The sequence below is a fragment of the Streptomyces sp. NPDC058308 genome (assembly GCF_042880275.1).
Classification (GTDB): domain Bacteria; phylum Actinomycetota; class Actinomycetes; order Streptomycetales; family Streptomycetaceae; genus Streptomyces.
On sequence record NZ_JBHVZA010000014.1, the window covers coordinates 1 to 17,168 of the forward strand.

The following is a 17,168-nucleotide window of genomic DNA, read 5'->3' on the forward strand; positions in this document are numbered from 1 at the left end:
CCTGCGCGATCTGGCACAACCGCACCATCGGCGCACCCATCACCCGCTCACTGATCGCCTACGACCACTGAGCCACATCGGAACTACTCATCTAGGGCTCTAGACCTCGCGTAGGGCTCTAGACCTCGCGCGTCGGCAGGACGGAGATCTGCGACAGGTTGACGTGCCGGGGGCGGCTGACGGCGAAGGCGATCAGTTCGGCGACGTCGGCCCCGCTGGGGATCTTCTCGATGGAGCCCACGGCTTCCTGGACGGCGGCGCTGATGGCGGGGTCGTCGATGTGGTCGCGCAGTTCGGTGTCCACGGTGCCCGGCTCGATGGTGGTCACCCGTACGTCACCGGGGGCGAGTTGGGCGCGCAGGTTGCGGGAGAGGTGACTGAGGGCGGCCTTGCTCGCGGCGTAGCCGCCGAAGCCGGGCAGGACGGTCTGCGCGGCCGCGGACGAGACGGTGACCAGGTCCGCGTGGCCCCGGTCGGCCGCCGCGGCGAGCAGGTCCGGCACGAAGGCCTCCACGACGGCCCAGGCACCGGTGACGTTCACCTCGATCATGCGCCGCCAGTTGGTACCGGCGGCCCGGCCGAGGAGGTCGGGCAGGGCGAGGCCCGCGTTGTTGACGACGAGGTCGACATGGCCGAAGCGTTCCCGGACGCGGGTGGCGGCGTCCGCGACCGAGGCGGGCTCGGTCACATCCGCCGGGACGGCGAGCGCGGTGCCGCCGGCCGCCTCGATGCGCGCCACGTGCTCGGCCAGGCGGTCACCGCGCCGGGCCAGCAGGGCGACTTGGGCTCCTTGCGCGGCCAGCAGGTCCGCGGTGGCCGCGCCGATGCCGCTGGAGGCTCCGGTCACGACCGCCACCCTGCCGGTAAGGGGCCGGGCGGACGAGGTGGTCTGCGACGCCGTCGTGGTCGCGGTCGCGGTCGTCATGGTGGTCATGGTGTTCTCCGGGTGCGTGTATGCGTGTGTGCGTGCATGCGTGTGCATGCGTGTGCATGCGTGTGCATGCGTGTGCATGCGTTTGCGTGTGCGTGCGGTGCCGGTTGTTGGTGGTCTCGACTCTGCTCGGAGCGCGCACGCCTGCCCAGGGCTCTGTTCGACCCTGGGTCCGGCAGAACCAGGCTTGGGGGCTTGGCCGACACTTGAGTCATGGACTTCCGCACCGAACTCGCCACGTTCCTCCGGTCCCGGCGCGCCCGCCTGCGCCCGGAGGACGTCGGCGTACGTCCGTTCAGCGGGCGGCGGCGCGTGCCCGGTCTGCGCCGGGAAGAGCTGGCGGAGCTGGCGGGAGTCAGCGTCGACTACTACGTACGGCTGGAGCAGGGCCGGTCCCAGAACGTCTCCGACAGCGTCCTCGACGCGGTCGCCGGGGTGTTGCGGCTCGACGCCGCCGAGCGCGCGCACCTGGGCCACCTGACGCGTGCCCTGGGCGGTTCGCCCGCCCAGGATCCGGCCCCGCAGACGGTCCGCGCGGGCATCCAGGTGCTGCTGGGGGCGCTCGACGAGGTGCCCGCCTACGTCCTCGGCCGGCGCCTCGACATCCTGGCCTCCAACCGCCTGGCCCATGTACTGTTCGGCGACTTCGACGCCCTGCCCGCCGAGCGGCGCAACGTGGCCTGGCTCCACTTCCTCGACCCGGGCGCCCGAGAGCGGTACCCGGACTGGGAGCAGACGGCCCGCGACACCGTGGCCGCGCTGCGCATGGACCTGGGCCGCTATCCCTGCGACGACCGGCTGTGCGGCCTCCTGGGTGAACTCTCCGTCCGCAGCGCCGACTTCAGCCGCCTGTGGGCCGAACACCACGTACGGGAGAACTCCCACGGCATCCAGCGGATACGCCACCCCGCGACCGGCGAGCTGCCCCTGCTCCGCGAGACACTCCGCCTGCCCGACGAGCCGGACCAGGCCCTGGTCACGTACGTGGCGGAGCCGGGGTCGCGGGCTCAGGCGGCGCTCGGCGCACTCGCAGGCCGCTCCCTGGTCGGCGGCGGGCCAGGTGGGCACGGGCCGCGGTCGCGGGACTGACGACAGCCCCCTTTTCGATGACACACAGTTCACGGGGCTGACGCTCCGTCTCTGCATCACTTCGTGACCCAATCTCCCCCAGGATGTGACCTATCTCCTGAGGGAGAGGCATACGACCAGCTCAAAGCCCATCCGGGGGTAAACCTCGGGCCCAAAGACCTGTCCAATTCGTGACGTAATGCACTGACAGGTGGATCGTGCAGGCTTCAAGCTGATGTAGGAAGTCGGGGGTCGACTTGAAACCGGGAGTACGTCAGTGAGCGCCTTGCCTCTTGCCCTGCTGCTCTCCACGGCCGCTGCCACGGCCGTGGGTGCCGCTGCCCTGCACGCGGTGCACGGTCTGCGGAAGCAGCTCGCCGAGATCACAGCCCTGCACGCCGAGCTGGCCGAAAGCCGCGCCACGGGCGGCCCGCACCCCTTGGTGCCGGGCGCCCGCACCTCGGTCGACACCGACGAGATACGCGCGGCCGTGACCGAGGCCCTCGCCGAGGAGCGCGAGCGCGAGCTCGCCGAGGCGCGCGCCTTCTGGGCCGCCCAGGAGGCCCGTGAGGGCGCCGACGGGCCGACGCTGCTCAGCGGCCTCTCCGGCCTGCCCGACGGCATCGCCGACGAACTGTTCCTGCCGCGCCAGGCCGATTTCGCGGGCCTGGAGTCGGACAGCCTCGAACCGGTCACCGAGCCCTTCGCCGACCCGGGGGGCACCGAGGAATTCGCCGGGGACTCCCCGGAGCTGGCCGCCGCCCGCCGCCGTCACCCCTCGCACCCGGACTTCGTTCCGGTGCAGACGCCGACGCCCGAGGAGCACGGCGACCACGAGCGCACGGTCGCGCGCCTCGAGGAGCTTGCCGACGCCCGCACCGCCCTCGCCGACGTCCGCCCGGGCCCCCTCGGCACCCTGGACGTCTACGTCTTCGCGGACGGTACGACGCTGTGCATGACCCCCGGCCACCGAGAGACCGCGGAGCTCCTGGCGACGGCCCTGAGCGAGGGCCGGACCCCGGTCCTGCTCGGCGGCTCCGGCATCTCGGGCGCGTACGCCCTGACCTTCGAGTGCGGCACCGAGAACATCTACATTCTGGCCGACCGGGTCATCGCCTCGGTCTGAGAGCCTGTCTGACGGCCGCGGACAGCGGGGCCGGTGTCACAGCAGCGGGGCCGGTGTCACACCCCGGCCCGCTTCTGCGCCTGCGCCACCAGCTCCAGCGCCCGCGTCAGTTCCTGGGGATCCGTCAGTACGAGGGCGAGATCGCGCCCCGCGACGGTGATCTGGTCGGCCGCGGCGAACATGCCCGCGTCCGGCATCTCCCGCGGCTCCGCTTCCGGCTCCTCGATGCGCTGCGCGTACAGCGCCAACTCCCTGGCCAGAGCGAGCGCTTCGGTCGCCGCTCCGCGCTGCAGGCGGCTCTGCGGCGCGGCCCGCAGGCGGTCGGCGAAATGGTCCACTGCGGCCGTCAAAGGCGTCGTATCGAGCACCCCGCGACCTTATGCGCCTTCCCGGGACTGTTGCCAACGCCCCGGCGCTCAGGCACGGTGTCGTGAAGGACGGAACACATCGCGACGCGTCCGGAGGCGCCGATGTCCCAAGTCTTCTCCGAGGAGACCCACCGCAATCTGCTCGCCCGAATCCCCCAATGCACCGGTCGTGAAGTGTCCGACTGGCTCCGCGCCGTGGACGACGGCCCCTCTCTCTTCCGCTTCGAGGAGAAGGTGAGCTGGCTCCGCACCGAACATAACCTCGCATACGGCCACGCGAAAGCGATCATCCACGAGTACGACCTCAGGCGGGCCGCCCGCAAACTCCTCTGACCCGTTCCCTCGCACACCCGCTCCCTGGCACGGCGAAGGGCCCGCGGACCGTTTCCGGTCCGCGGGCCCTTCGGTCGTTCAGGGAGTGCCTCGATCAGTCTCAGTCGTTGCCCGAGAAGATCGCGATCAGGCGCAGGAACTCCATGTAGATCCAGACGAGGGTCATCGTCAGACCGAACGCGGCGAGCCAGGCCTCTTCCTTCGGCGCGCCGTACGCGATGCCGTCCTCGACCTGTTTGAAGTCCAGGGCCAGGAAGCAGGCGCCGAGCAGGATGCCGACGATGCCGAAGACGATGCCGAGGCCGCCGCTGCGGAAGCCGAGACCGTCACCGCCGCCGAAGACCATGAACAGCAGGTTCACGGCGGTCAGCAGCAGGAAGCCCATCGCGGCGGCCATCACGAAGCCGTAGAAGCGCCGGTTGACGCGGATCCAGCCCGCCTTGTACGCCACGAGGACGCCGATGAAGACGGCCATCGTGCCGAGCACGGCCTGCATGGCCGCGCCGCTCGCGATGCGGTTGTCGACGACGCTGGAGACGACGCCGAGGAAGACGCCCTCCAGGGCGGCATACGTCAGGATCAGCGCGGGCGAGGCCTTGCGCTTGAAGGCCTGGACGAGGCCGAGCACCATCGCGATGAGACCGGCGCCGATCGCGATGCCGTACGACTTGCCGATGTTGGCGTCGTCCACCGGCAGCAGCGCCCAGGCGATCGCGGCCGTGACCACGAGCGTGCCGAGCGTGGTCGCCGTGCGCATGACGACGTCGTCCATCGTCATGCGGCCGGACGTGGTCACGGGCGCCTGGGGCGCTCCGTACTGCGCGTCCTGCTGGGCGTACGGATTGGTGGCGTAGGGGTTGCCCGCGGGGGCCTGCTGGCCTCCGGCGTACGGGTTGCCCTGCACGTACGGGTTGCCCTGGTGGGTCTGGGTCGCGGCTGCGGGTCCCCCGGCCTGCGGCTGCGCGCCGAAGCCGGCGTAGCCGTTGTCGCGGCTGAACCCCCGTCGCGAGAAGACCGGGTTACTGCTCCTCATTTCACTCCTCCATGGCCACCGGGTGTGGCTTTGCTCCAAGAGTAATGCGTAGGCAAAAGGATGAGCCTAGTGCTTGGGGAGGATCTTTCCCTCACTCTGACCGAGAACGCGTGGGACGGCCCGCACTGTTCCCGGATCGGAACCCTTCCCCCGCACGAGTGGCACCAGCGAGACGGCGACGGCGCCGAGCACCGCGGCCACCGCGAAGGTGGTGAAGCCGAGCGAGGCGTCGCCGCCCGCGACCACCGCCCCGCCGAGCCACGGCCCGACGACCGCCCCGGTGCGCCCGACGCCGGTGACCCAGCCGAGCCCCGTGGCGCGCTGCGCGGGCGGATAGACCTGGGCAGTGGCCGCGTAGACCATGACCTGCGCGGAGAAGAGCCAGATGCCGGTGAAGAAGACGACGGCGTACGCGACGCCGAGGGGCAGCTGGGCCCTGAGCAGGAAGGCGCCGCACGCGGTCAGCAGGAACCAGACAGCGGAGACCCTGACCGCGCCGAAGCGGTCCGCGGTGCGCCCGGCGGCCAGCATGCCGACGATGCCGCCCGCGTTGATCACCATGAGGAAGGTGACGGAGGAGGAGAGCGAGTAGCCGGAGGCCCGCATGAGCTCGGGGAGCCAGGTGGAGACGCCGTAGACGAGGAGCAGCCCGGCGAAGGAGGCGAGCCACAGGAGCGGGGTCGCCAGGCGCCGCCCCGGGGCGAAGAGCGCGGCGACGGCGGCGAAGCGGCCCCTCGCCCCGGCCTCGGGGGCCTCGGCGGGCGTCGGGGCCGGCAGCAGGTAGCGGGCGGCGACCGCATCGGCCTCCCGGGCGCGCCCCTTGGCGAGCAGCACGCCCGGCGACTCGGGCAGCCACTTCCACACCAGCGGCACGGCGACCGCCGCGGGGAGCACGCCGGTCCAGAAGACGAGGCGCCAGCCGTGGCCGGGGCCGAGCGCGAGGCCGAGGCCCGTCGCCACCATGCCGCCCGCGTGGTACGAGGTCATCATGAGGCCGGTGGCGAGCGCGGCCCGGCGCGGCGGCGCGAACTCGGCGACGATCGCGAGCCCGATCGGCATGAGCCCGCCGAGCCCGAGCCCGGAGACGAACCGCCCCGCGCCGAAGAAGGCGGCCCCCGGCGCGAGCGCGCAGAGCGCGGAGCCCACCGAGAAGAGGACGACGCTGCCGGTCACCATCGGCCTGCGTCCGGCCCAGTCGGTGAGGGTGCCGCAGCCGAGGGCGCCGACGAGCATGCCGAAGGTGGTCCACGAGCCGATGGTGCCCGCGGTGGACGGGGTGAAGCCCAGGTCGGGGTCGTCGACGAGGTGCGGAAGGACGGCGCCGTAGAGATTGACGTCCATCCCGTCGAAGAAGACGACGAGCCAGCACAGGGCGATGACGGGGGCGACGGATCGGAAGGTGCGCTCGGGGGAAGGGGGCGGAGGGGTTGAAGGGGTCGGAGGGGTCACGGGTTCTTCCTTCTGGCCGGTCCTGCCGGTCCTGCCGGTCCTCGGTGGTCCTGCCGGTCCTCAGTGGTCCTGCCGGTCCTCGGTGGTCGGGCCCTCGACAGTCGGGTCCTCAGGGGTCCAGGGGGAATCCGGTGTAGCCCTCCGCGAGGTCGGCCTCGGCGGCACGTGCGGTGGTGATCCGGTCGAGCCGGGCCAGCTGGACGCGGTCCTCGAAGGGCGTGGCGTCGGGCGCGCGGTGGAGCAGGGCCGTCATCTCGTACGAGAAGCGCTCGGCCTGCCAGACGCGGCGCAGGCAGGTCTCGGAGTACGCGTCGAGGCGGCTCGGGTCGCCCTTCTCGCGGTACCGGATCAGCGCGCGGGCGAAGGTGACGACGTCGCCGACCGCGAGGTTGAGGCCCTTGGCGCCGGTCGGCGGGACGATGTGCGCCGCGTCCCCGGCGAGGAAGAGGCGGCCGTGCCGCATGGGCTCGTGGACGTAGCCGCGCATGGGCGTGACGGACTTGGCGAGGACGGGTCCGCGCCGCAGCGCCCACGCCGAGTCGTCGGTCTCCAGGCGGCGGTCGAGCTCGGCCCAGATCCGTTCGTCGGCCCAGTCCTGTGCCGCCGTGCCGTCGGGGACCTGGAGGTACGCGCGCGTGACGGTCGGCGACCGCATGGAGAGGAGGGCGAAGCCCCGGTCGTGGCGGGCGTAGACCAGCTCGTCGTGGGAGGGCGGGACGTCGGCGAGGATGCCGAGCCAGCCGAAGGGGTACGTGCGCTCGAACGTCCGGGAGAGCCCCTCCGGTATGGCCTTGCGGGCGACCCCCCAGAAGCCGTCGCAGCCCACTACGTAGTCGCACGCCAGGCTCTCCTCGCGCCCCTCGCGCCCCTCGCGCCCCTCGTGCCGGAAGCGGACGACCGGGTTGTCGGTCTCCGCGCCCGTCACCTCCAGCGCCTCCGCTCCGAAGAGCAGCGGGCCGCCCTCGGCGAGCTGGAGGGCGATGAGGTCCTTGCAGACCTCGGTCTGCGCGTAGACCATGACGGATCTGCCGCCCGTCAGCGCGGGGAAGTCGACGCGGTGCCTGCGGCGGTCGAAGCGCAGCTCGATGCCGTCGTGCGGGAGCCCCTCGCGGTCCATGCGGGCCCCCGCCCCGGCCTCGCGCAGCACGTCGACGGTGCCCTGTTCCAGGATTCCGGCGCGCTGGCGCTGTTCCACGTACGCGCGGTCGCGGCTCTCCAGGACGACGGAGCCGATGCCCGCGTTGTGCAGCAGGCGGGCGAGGAGCAGCCCGGCCGGCCCGGCTCCGATGATCCCGACGGTGGTGCGCATCGATCGCCCTCTCGGTCGGCTCGGCGTCTTGTCCGCCCTGTTCGCCTTGCGGCTTGTTCGCCTGGCAGCTTGTCCGGTTGGGAACTTGTTCGCCTGGTGAACTTTTGTTCATAATGTGCTGACGGGAGTCTCTGGGCGCGGCCGCGCGCTGTCAACGGTCGTGCGGCACCCGATTTCGCGGACCCGCCCCCGGCCCGGACACGAGGAGCGGCGCCATGCCCGAAGAGTCGGTACGCCCCCTGGAGCGCGGTCTCGCCGTCCTGCGCGCACTCACGGTGACGGACGGGGCCCGCGCGAGCGACCTCGTCCGCGCCACGGGCCTGGCCCGCTCCACGGTCGACCGGGTCGTGGCGACCCTGGACCACCTCGGCTACGTCCGCGTGCGCGGCCAGGAACTGCGCCTCGCCCCCCGCCTCATGGAGCTCGGCAACGCCTACCTCGCGGCCAGCGGCCTGACCGGCGAGGTGGCTGCGCGCACCGCGCGGCTCGCGGACGAGCTCGACGAGTCGGTCTCCCTCGCCGTGCCCGACGGCGACGGGGTGCGCTTCGTGACGCAGGCCGCGCGGCGCCGCGCGATGTCGGTCGTCTTCCGCATCGGCGACCTGCTGCCGCCCGAACGGTGCGCGCCCGGCGCGCTGTTCGCGGACGCGTGGGACGAGGAGCGGTGGGGAGCGTGGCGGGCCCGCGTCGCCGCGGGGACCACGGCGGACGCCTTCCCCGCCCTGCCGCCGGGCCCCGCGCCGGCGGACCTGCCGGACCTCGCGTCCCGCGTGGCCCGCTCCCGGGAGACGGGCTGGGCCCTGGACGACCAGCTGATCGAGCCGGGCCTGATCGCGGTGGCGGTCCCGGTACGCGACGGCGCGGGCCGCATCCGGTACGCGCTTTCGGTGGTCAGCCACACCAGCAGACACACGGCGACCGGCCTCGCCGAGGCGATGCTGCCGCGACTGCGCGCGGAGGCGGAACACCTGGCGTCCCTGGGGGCCGCACGTGCGGTGCCCGCCCAGGCGGAGGCGTCGGCTTCACCTGGGCCGTCGGCCTCATCCGGGGCGTCGGCTGCACCCAGGGTGTCGGCTTCACCCAGGGCGTCGGCTTCACCCAGGCCGTCGGCGCCGCCGGACGCGCCCGACCCCCTCGCCACCAGGGCCGACCTCGCCGCCAAGGCCGACCTCGGCGCCGGATTCCTGCAGTCGCTGGCCCGCGGCCTCACCGTGCTGCGCGCCCTCGGCGAGGCCCGCGGCGACGGTCTGCCGCTCACCGCGCTCGCCACGGCCACCGGGCTGCCGAGGGCCACCGCCCGGCGCTGCCTGCGCACCCTGGAGCTCGCCGGGTACGCGGCCCACGACGGCCGTCTGTACCGCCCGCTCCCCCGCATCCTGGAGCTGGGCCACGCCGCCCTGTCCCGGCTCACCTTCGCCGAACTGGCCGAGCCGCACCTGCGCGACCTGACGGACCGGGTGCACCAGTCGGCGTCGGTGACGGTCCTGGACGGCACGGACATCCTGTACGTCGCGCGGGCGGCGACGGTGCGCGTCATGAGCGTGCACATCACGGTCGGCACCCGCTTCCCCGCGTACGCCACCGCCATGGGACGGGTCCTGCTCGCCGGGCTCCCGGACGCGGAGCGCGCCCGCCGCCTGCGGGCCGCGCCACCGCGCGCCCTCACCCCGCACACCGTGACGGACCCCGGCGAGCTCGCCCGGCTCGTCGACCGGGTCGCCGCCGACGGCCACGCCGTCGCCGACCAGGAGCTGGAGGAGGGCCTGCGCTCGGTCGCCGTGCCGGTCAGGGACGCGCGGGGCAGGGTCGTCGCGGCGCTGAACGTGGCGCGGCACGCCGGTTCGGGCCCGGCGTCCGCGACCCGCGACGCCCTGCTCCCCGTACTGCGCGAGACCGCGGCGGCGATCGAGACCGATCTGCACACCGCGGCCCGCTTCAACAGGGATGTGGAGAACACGATCTGATGAGACATCAGCAATCGGAGGAGGCGGCCCTGGGCCGTCGCGCAACGCCCGCACGAGCCGCACGCGAGGGCGGCGGAGTGCAGCGGAAGTGCCCGGAGCCGGACTTGAACCGGCACGCCCCCGAGGGGCAGCGAGGTTTAAGCTCGCCGTGTCTGCATTCCACCATCCGGGCAGGCCATGGGCTCCGCGTCGAGGCTTCGACCCTATCGGGAGGCATCCCCCGAACAGCGGAGAGAGAGCCCGATGTTGTCTTATTTTATTGACGTCTGAGGGTGCATCAGTCCTCGGCTCACTCCATCGGCACATGCCGGAGGCCTTTCCCCGGTCTCGGCCGGTCTCGTGGGCCTCTGCACGGAATGACGGAATTTAGCCTCCCTGACGGCCCCGTCCCCCCTTTCTCCCCCTTTCCGCATCAGGGATACGTGTCATCCCCAGGTATGACAGGGCGGCCTCAAGTCCGACTGGAGAGGGCCCCCGGAACCGGATCAGGGGGTGACTCCAGGGCGCTGATCGGCCAGGACGATGGAGTACGTCCCCACACGCCGTCCCGACAGGAGCTCGTCCCGTGACCACCACCCCCTTCGCCACCCGCGCCACCGCCGTGGCGGCGCGCGCCACGGAACTCTCCAAGGTGTACGGACAGGGCGAGACCCAGGTGGTCGCCCTGGACCGCGTCTCCGTCGACTTCGGGCAGGGCGAGTTCACCGCGATCATGGGCCCCTCGGGCTCCGGCAAGTCGACCCTGATGCACTGCGTCGCGGGCCTGGACAGCTTCAGCTCCGGCTCCGTGCGCATCGGCGAGACCGAGCTGTCCACGCTCAAGGACAAGCAGCTCACCAAGCTCCGCCGGGACAAGATCGGCTTCATCTTCCAGGCGTTCAACCTGCTGCCGACCCTGACCGCCCTGGAGAACATCACGCTGCCGATGGACATCGCGGGCCGCAAGCCGAACCGGGAGTGGCTGGAGCAGGTCATCGAGATGGTCGGCCTCTCCGGGCGCCTCAAGCACCGCCCCACCGAGCTCTCCGGCGGCCAGCAGCAGCGCGTCGCCGTGGCCCGCGCGCTCGCCTCCCAGCCGGAGATCATCTTCGGCGACGAGCCGACCGGAAACCTCGACTCGCGCTCGGGCGCCGAGGTCCTCGGCTTCCTGCGCAACTCGGTGCGCGACCTGGGGCAGACCGTCGTGATGGTCACCCACGACCCGGTGGCCGCGTCGTACGCGGACCGCGTGATCTTCCTCGCGGACGGGCGGGTCGTCGACGAGATGCACCGGCCCACGGCGGACGGGGTGCTCGACCGGATGAAGCACTTCGACGCGAAGGGCCGGACCAGCTAGTTCGTGGCTCGGCCTCGGGCGGTACCCCACCGCCGTCGAGGCCGGGCATTCGTCGGGACTGCGGGCCGTTCGTGGCTGGTCGCGCAGTTCCCCGCGCCCCTAGGCGGCGCCTCCCCGAGCCCCCGCGTCCTTCGCGCCCCTCCCCTCACCAGGACTTGACTCCCATGTTCCGTACCGCCCTGCGCAACGTGCTCGCGCACAAGGCCAGGCTGTTGATGACCGTGCTCGCCGTCATGCTCGGCGTCGCCTTCGTCTCCGGCACCCTCGTCTTCACCGACACCTTCGGCAACGCCTACAAGAACAAGTCGGCGAAGAGCTTCGACCACGTCTCCGTGGCCATCCAGTCCGACGGCAGCTCATCCGACGACTCATCCGACGGCGGCGAGCAGCGCTCCAAGCTCACCGACGCCCTCCTGAAGAAGACCCGGGACCTGCCCGGCGCGGACTCCGCCATCGGGTCCGTCAGCGGCTTCACCGCGCTCGCCGACAAGGACGGCAAGCTGGTCGGCGGCCAGTGGGGCACCACCGGCACCAACTACTACCCGGGCAAGGGCGGCAAGGACCCGCGCTACGACTTCACCGCGGGCACCGCCCCGAAGTCCCGCGGCGACATCGCCCTGGACAGCAGGACCGCCGGGCGCACCGGCTACAAGGTGGGCGACACCGTCCGCTACTCCACCGACGGTCCGGTGCGGACCGCCAAGGTCAGCGGCGTCTTCGACACCGACGACGGCAGCGTGGTCGCGGGCGGCAGCCTGGTGGTCTTCGACAACAGGACCGCGCTCAAGGAGCTCAACAAGAGCGGCTACGACGAGATCGACGTCAAGGCGGCCCCCGGCACGTCCGAGGCGGCCCTGAAGAGCTCGGTCGGGAAGCTCCTGCCGAAGGACGCCTCACTGATGACGGGCGGCGAGCTCAAGGCCGAGCAGGACGACATGATCGAGCGCGGGACCAGCTCGATGAGCCAGGTCCTGCTGATCTTCGCCGGCATCGCGCTCTTCGTCGGCATCTTCATCATCGCCAACACCTTCACCATGCTGGTCGCCCAGCGCACCAAGGAACTCGCCCTCATGCGGGCCGTCGGCGCCTCGCGCCGCCAGGTGACGCGCTCCGTGCTCATCGAGGCGTTCCTCGTGGGCCTGGTCGCCGCCGTCGCGGGCTTCGCGCTCGGCATCGGCGTGGCCGTGGGCCTGCAGGCCCTGATGAACTCCGGCGGCGCCTCGCTGCCCGACGGACCCCTCGTCATCGGCCCGACGACCGTGCTCGCCGCGCTCCTGATCGGTGTGGTCGTCACCATGCTGGCCGCCTGGCTGCCGGGCCGCCGCGCCGCCCGGATCCCGCCGGTCGCCGCCATGAACAGCGTCCACGCGACGCCGACGACGCGCGGCCTGATCGTCCGCAACACCATCGGTTCGATCGTCGTCGCCCTCGGCGCGCTGCTGCTCTTCAACGACGACAACTACGTGATGGCGGGGGGCGCGGCGGTCATCCTCGTCGGCGTCATCGTCCTCACGCCGCTGCTGTCCCGCCCGTTCATCGCCGCGTCGGCGCCGCTCCTGAAGACGTTCGGCGTCACCGGCAAGCTGTCCCGCCTCAACTCGGTCCGCAACCCGCGCCGCACCGCCTCCACCGCCTCCGCCCTGATGATCGGCCTCACCCTCATCACGGCGATGACGGTCGTCGCGATGTCCATGGGCAGCGCCATCGACAAGATGGCGGCCGGTTACCTGAAGGCCGACTACAGCGTCTCGATGGCGAACTTCGAGTCGCTGACCCCCGAGGTCCGCGGGAAGCTGGACAAGCTCCCCGAGGTCGAGGCGACCACCCCGCTGCGCACCGCGGACGGCGAGGTCGACGGCAGCTGGTCCACCGTCTCCGGCGTCGACCCGAAGACCTTCGGCAAGCTGGTCGGTCCGGACTTCACCAGCGGCTCGGTGGACGGCCTCGCGGCCGGCGGCGCGCTCATCGACGAGGACACCGCCAAGGACAAGGGCCTGAAGGCGGGCGACACCTTCCCGCTGAAGTTCGACGCCGACCACAAGACGGTCAAGCTGAAGGTCGCCGGGGTCTACGAGGGCAACGAGATGCTCAGCGGCGTCGTCGCGCCCACCTCCGTGGTCGACCCGCACCTCGACAAGGTCGTCGACAAGCAGGTGCTGGTGAAGATGAAGGACGGCACCTCCGACAAGGCCGAGAACGCCATCATCGACGCCCTGGGCGACAACCCCGCCATCACCGTCCAGGACAAGGCCGCGATCAGCAACCAGGTCGCGGGCGGCATCAACATGATTCTCAACATGCTGTACGGGCTCCTGGGGATGGCCATCCTGATCGCGGTGCTCGGTGTCATCAACACCCTGGCCATGTCGGTCTTCGAGCGGAAGCACGAGATCGGCATGTTGCGGGCCATCGGCCTCGACCGCGCGAAGGTCAAGCAGATGGTGCGCCTCGAAGCGGTCATCATCTCGCTGTTCGGCGCGGTGCTCGGCATCGGTCTCGGGATCTTCATGGCCTGGGCGATCGGCAGCAGCATCACCGACGCGATGGCGACGTACACCATGGAGATCCCGTTCGGCCGCATCGCGATCTTCCTGGGGATCGCGGCCCTGGTCGGCGTCCTCGCGGCGATGTGGCCGGCCCGCAGCGCGGCGCGGCTGAATCCGCTGCTGGCCATCAAGAGCGAGTAGCGCTCCCGCTAGGGGGGACGTTCTTGGGCCCTGGACGAGGAAACTCGTCCAGGGCCCTTCGGGTGTCCGGCGCATCGCCGCTTCGCGGCTCGTCCTCAAACGCCGGACGGGCTGGATCCACTCGCCGGACGGGCTGAAACCGCGCGCCGGACCGGCTGGAACCACTCGCCGGGCGGGCTGGAACCGCGCGCCGGACCTGCTGGTTGCTATCGCCAGGATCTGGCGCGCAGCGGCATCTCCGAAGCTCCCGCCTCCGGGGTCTTCACCGCCAGGACCTGGTTCACGCCGATGCGGTTGCGTTCGAAGGCCAGGGCGGAGGCGGCCATGTAGAGGCGCCAGATGCGGGCCCGGCCCGGTGAGGTGAGGCGCTGGCCCTCGGCCCAGTGCGCCTCCAGGTTCGCGACCCAGCGGCGCAGCGTGAGGGCGTAGTGCTCGCGGATGGCCTCCAGGTCGCGGACCTCGAAACCGGCCCGCTCCAGGAGCGCGACCGTGCTGCCCACGGGCGCCAGCTCCCCGTCGGGGAAGACGTACGCGTCGATGAACTCGTCCACGCTGTACGCGGACTCGTCGGCCTGCGGGCGCCGCGCGATCTGGTGGTTGAGCAGCCGTCCGCCGGGGCGCAGGAGGGCGTACAGGTCGTGCGCGTACTCCAGGTAGCGCTCGGCGCCGACGTGTTCGGCCATGCCGATGGAGCTGATGGCGTCGTAGGGCCCGTCGCGTACGTCGCGGTAGTCCTGGACGCGGATCTCGATGCGGTCCGTCAGCCCCTCCTCGGCGATCCGCTTCCTGGCGTAGGTGGCCTGTTCCTGCGAGAGGGTGACGCCCACGACGCTCACGCCGTGCTCGCGGGCCGCGTGGATCGCCATGGAGCCCCAGCCGCAGCCGACGTCGAGCAGGCGCATGCCGGGCTTCAGGCCGAGCTTGCGCGAGACGATGTCGAGCTTGTCGCGCTGGGCGTCCTCCAGGGTGGAGTCGGGCGACTCCCAGTACGCGCACGAGTAGACCATCGAGGGGCCGAGGACCAGCTCGTAGAAGTCGTTGCCGACGTCGTAGTGGTGGCTGATGGCCTGCCGGTCGCTGCCCTTGGTGTGGCGGTGGAGCCGGCCGTGTCTGCGCATCTCCTCGGGCGGCGGGGAGGGCGGCAGGAAGGGCGCCGAGAGGGCGAGCAGCGAGCGGGCGGCGGCGCGGACCTTCGGGTCGCGCAGGGCTTCCCGCAGTCCCCCGGCGTCCTCGTCGCGCTCCCAGATGTACTCCGCGAGCCGGTCGAGGACCTCGTACAGATCGCCGTCGACGTCCAGGTCCCCGGCCACCCAGGCGCGGGCGAGGCCGAGCTCGCCGGGCTTCCACAGGAGATGGCGCAGGGCTCGGCGGTTGCGCACGACGACGACGGGGGCGCCCGGCGGGCCCGCCTCCGACCGGTCCCAGGCGCGGATGCGCACGGGGAGCGGGGCTCCGATGAGCTGCTCGGCGAGATTCTTCAGCCGCAGTGCGGCGTCGTGCATGACGCACCTCCGAATGGGCCTCCCCCGCCCGGGGAATCGGGGCTCGGGGAGGCGGGTCCCGGGACGGTCCAACACCACGTAAACACCAGAGCCCCCCAGGCGCAGTCCCGTTGCGGCGTCACGGAAAGGCAAAATAGATGCCCATCACACCTACTTGCTCACGGGGTGCCGAAGAAGCCCTGTCTGCGGGTGCGCCGAAGGGGGCCTGTCTCCGGGTACGCCGAAGGGGGCCGCCCGCACCACGGATGGCGGGCGGCCCCCTTCGGGGTGGATCAGCGACGCGAGGTCAGGAGGCCTTCGCCCGCTCCTCGGTCTTCACCGCGGGAGCCGGCTCGGCCGCGGCCGCGGGCTTCGGGGCGGGCTTGGCCGCCTCGTAGAACTCCTCGCGCGGCGTCTCCATGGCGCCGAGCGAGACGACCTCGCGCTTGAGGAACATGCCCAGCGTCCAGTCCGCGAAGACGCGGATCTTGCGGTTGAACGTCGGCATCGCCATGCCGTGGTACGCGCGGTGCATGTACCAGGCGAGACGGCCCTTGAGCTTGATCTTCATCTTGCCCATGACGATCATCGCGACGCCCTTGTGCAGGCCGAGACCGGCGACCGCACCCTTGTTGGCGTGGCTGTACTCCTTCTGCGGGAAGCCCCGCATGCCGGAGATCACGTTGTCGCCGAGGACCTTCGCCTGACGCAGCGCGTGCTGGGCGTTCGGCGGGCACCAGGCGTTCTCGTTGCCGGCCTTGCGGCCGACCACGTCCGGCACCTGGGCGTTGTCGCCCGCGGCCCAGATGTAGTCCGTGCCCTGCACCTGGAGCGTCGTCTGGGTGTCCACGTGGCCGCGCGGGCCGAGCGGCAGACCGAAGCGGGACAGCGCCGGGTTCGGCTTGACGCCCGCGGTCCACACGATGGTGTTGGAGTCGACCTCCAGGCCGTTGTTCAGGACCACGTGACCGTCCACGCAGGAGTCCATGCCGGTCTTGAGGTAGACCTCGACACCGCGGCCTTCCAGGTGCTCCTTGCCGTACTGGCCGAGCTTCGGGCCGACCTCGGGAAGGATCTTGTCCGCGACGTCGACGAGCACGAAGCGCATGTCCTCGCGCTTGACGTTGCTGTAGTACTTGGCCGCGTCGCGGGCCATGTCCTCGACCTCGCCGATGGTCTCCGCACCCGCGAAGCCACCGCCGACGAAGACGAAGGTCAACGCCTTGCGGCGGACCTCCTCGTCCGTCGTGGAGTCAGCCTTGTCGAGCTGCTCGAGGACGTGGTTGCGCAGGCCGATGGCCTCCTCGATGCCCTTCATGCCGATGCCCTGCTCGGCGAGGCCGGGGATCGGGAAGGTGCGGGAGACCGCGCCCATCGCGATGACGAGGTAGTCGAAGGGCAGCTCGTAGGCCTCGCCGACGAGCGGCGCGACCGTGGCCACCTTGCGGTCCTGGTCGATGGTGGTGACCCGGCCGGTGAGGACCTCGGCCCTCGGCAGTACGCGTCGCAGCGGTACGACGACGTGCCGAGGCGAGATGCTGCCTGCGGCGGCTTCGGGGAGGAAGGGCTGGTAGGTCATGTACGAACGGGGGTCGACGACCGTGACGGTCGCCTCTCCGAAGCGCATCTTCTTGAGAATGCGCCGAGCTGCGTACAGGCCTACGTACCCACCGCCTACTACGAGGATCCTGGGACGCTCCGTGGTGCTCATGCCATCGAGTATCCACCCGCCGGACGGGGGTCGCTCGTGCGCCCCTTCACAAGCATACGGAGGCCCTCTGCTACACTTCGCCGCCCACGTGACGGAGGTCATGGCGCCGCAGGGGAACCACGGTGCCACACGAGTCGTTGTTCACCCCTTGTGAGCTGCGCTCCGAGGCCTCGTACGGAGTGGACCACTGGAGCGCGAAGCGCTTCGTCCGCGCCCGCGCACCGCTCCGATCCCACGCTGCACGCCCGGCGCGAACCCCGTTCGGAGGCCAGGGACCCCCTCACCTCGCCCATCAGGGCCGTTTTCCTTGTGAAGAACTTCACGAAGTTTCCCGACGCGCTGTCGCCGCAGAGCCCTTCGACCCCCCTGGCG

General features: G+C 71.4%; 13 protein-coding genes and 1 tRNA gene. 6 read left to right on the forward strand and 8 right to left on the reverse strand.

Translation table 11 applies throughout. The annotated features are described in order from the left end of the window. Nucleotides 1-118: 118 nt before the first annotated feature. Nucleotides 119-925, reverse strand: a complete 807-nt coding sequence (locus ACFVYL_RS19965; RefSeq protein ID WP_389717757.1) for an SDR family oxidoreductase — start codon at nt 923-925, stop codon at nt 119-121. A gap of 219 nt (nt 926-1,144) precedes the next feature. Here ACFVYL_RS19965 and ACFVYL_RS19970 point away from each other — a divergent pair, with 219 nt between their 5' ends. After that, on the forward strand, nt 1,145-2,020 hold the full coding sequence (locus ACFVYL_RS19970) for a helix-turn-helix domain-containing protein (RefSeq protein WP_389717760.1): 876 nt from the start codon (nt 1,145-1,147) through the stop codon (nt 2,018-2,020). A 256-nt stretch (nt 2,021-2,276) separates the two neighbouring features. After that, nucleotides 2,277-3,125 (forward strand): hypothetical protein, encoded by an 849-nt coding sequence (locus ACFVYL_RS19975; protein WP_389717763.1) that lies wholly within the window; start codon nt 2,277-2,279, stop codon nt 3,123-3,125. Nucleotides 3,126-3,181: 56 nt separating this feature from the next. Here the strand turns inward: ACFVYL_RS19975 and ACFVYL_RS19980 are convergent, their stop codons facing one another. Next, nucleotides 3,182-3,493, reverse strand: a complete 312-nt coding sequence (locus tag ACFVYL_RS19980) for a hypothetical protein (RefSeq protein ID WP_389717765.1) — start codon at nt 3,491-3,493, stop codon at nt 3,182-3,184. 102 nt (nt 3,494-3,595) lie between these two features. Here ACFVYL_RS19980 and ACFVYL_RS19985 point away from each other — a divergent pair, with 102 nt between their 5' ends. Next, nucleotides 3,596-3,826, forward strand: coding sequence for a DUF4287 domain-containing protein (locus ACFVYL_RS19985; RefSeq protein ID WP_361726387.1), 231 nt, complete (start codon nt 3,596-3,598; stop codon nt 3,824-3,826). 100 nt (nt 3,827-3,926) lie between these two features. On the opposite strand, the gene ACFVYL_RS19990 is transcribed toward ACFVYL_RS19985, so the two are convergent. The 3 genes from ACFVYL_RS19990 to ACFVYL_RS20000 all read right to left on the reverse strand — a co-directional run bounded on the left by ACFVYL_RS19990 (nt 3,927) and on the right by ACFVYL_RS20000 (nt 7,617). Continuing rightward, nucleotides 3,927-4,859, reverse strand: coding sequence for a Bax inhibitor-1/YccA family protein (locus ACFVYL_RS19990; RefSeq protein WP_389717768.1), 933 nt, complete (start codon nt 4,857-4,859; stop codon nt 3,927-3,929). Between the two features lie 66 nt (nt 4,860-4,925). Continuing rightward, entirely contained in the window at nt 4,926-6,308 is a 1,383-nt protein-coding gene (locus ACFVYL_RS19995) for an MFS transporter (RefSeq protein ID WP_389717770.1), read from the reverse strand. A 109-nt stretch (nt 6,309-6,417) separates the two neighbouring features. Beyond that, nucleotides 6,418-7,617, reverse strand: coding sequence for a 4-hydroxybenzoate 3-monooxygenase (locus ACFVYL_RS20000; protein ID WP_389717773.1), 1,200 nt, complete (start codon nt 7,615-7,617; stop codon nt 6,418-6,420). 215 nt (nt 7,618-7,832) lie between these two features. Between ACFVYL_RS20000 and ACFVYL_RS20005 the strand changes: the two genes are divergently transcribed. After that, a complete protein-coding gene (locus ACFVYL_RS20005; RefSeq protein ID WP_389717776.1) occupies nt 7,833-9,581 on the forward strand; it encodes an IclR family transcriptional regulator C-terminal domain-containing protein in 1,749 nt (582 codons plus the stop codon). Between the two features lie 89 nt (nt 9,582-9,670). Here ACFVYL_RS20005 and ACFVYL_RS20010 read toward each other — a convergent pair. Continuing rightward, a tRNA-Leu gene (locus ACFVYL_RS20010) sits at nt 9,671-9,753 on the reverse strand. Nucleotides 9,754-10,146: 393 nt separating this feature from the next. On the opposite strand from ACFVYL_RS20010, the gene ACFVYL_RS20015 reads away from it, so the two are divergent. Both ACFVYL_RS20015 and ACFVYL_RS20020 read left to right on the forward strand, forming a co-directional pair. After that, nucleotides 10,147-10,917, forward strand: a complete 771-nt coding sequence (locus ACFVYL_RS20015) for an ABC transporter ATP-binding protein (protein WP_389717778.1) — start codon at nt 10,147-10,149, stop codon at nt 10,915-10,917. A gap of 164 nt (nt 10,918-11,081) precedes the next feature. Continuing rightward, nucleotides 11,082-13,604 carry an ABC transporter permease gene (locus ACFVYL_RS20020; protein WP_389717781.1) on the forward strand — a complete coding sequence of 841 codons (2,523 nt, stop codon included), beginning with the start codon at nt 11,082-11,084 and terminating at the stop codon, nt 13,602-13,604. Nucleotides 13,605-13,810: 206 nt separating this feature from the next. Here the strand turns inward: ACFVYL_RS20020 and ACFVYL_RS20025 are convergent, their stop codons facing one another. After that, nucleotides 13,811-15,106, reverse strand: a complete 1,296-nt coding sequence (locus ACFVYL_RS20025; RefSeq protein WP_389717784.1) for a class I SAM-dependent methyltransferase — start codon at nt 15,104-15,106, stop codon at nt 13,811-13,813. A gap of 286 nt (nt 15,107-15,392) precedes the next feature. Beyond that, the gene (locus ACFVYL_RS20030) at nt 15,393-16,796 is read right to left on the reverse strand and encodes an NAD(P)/FAD-dependent oxidoreductase (protein WP_389717787.1); all 1,404 of its coding nucleotides are present in this window, start codon (nt 16,794-16,796) and stop codon (nt 15,393-15,395) included. Nucleotides 16,797-17,168: the final 372 nt, after the last annotated feature.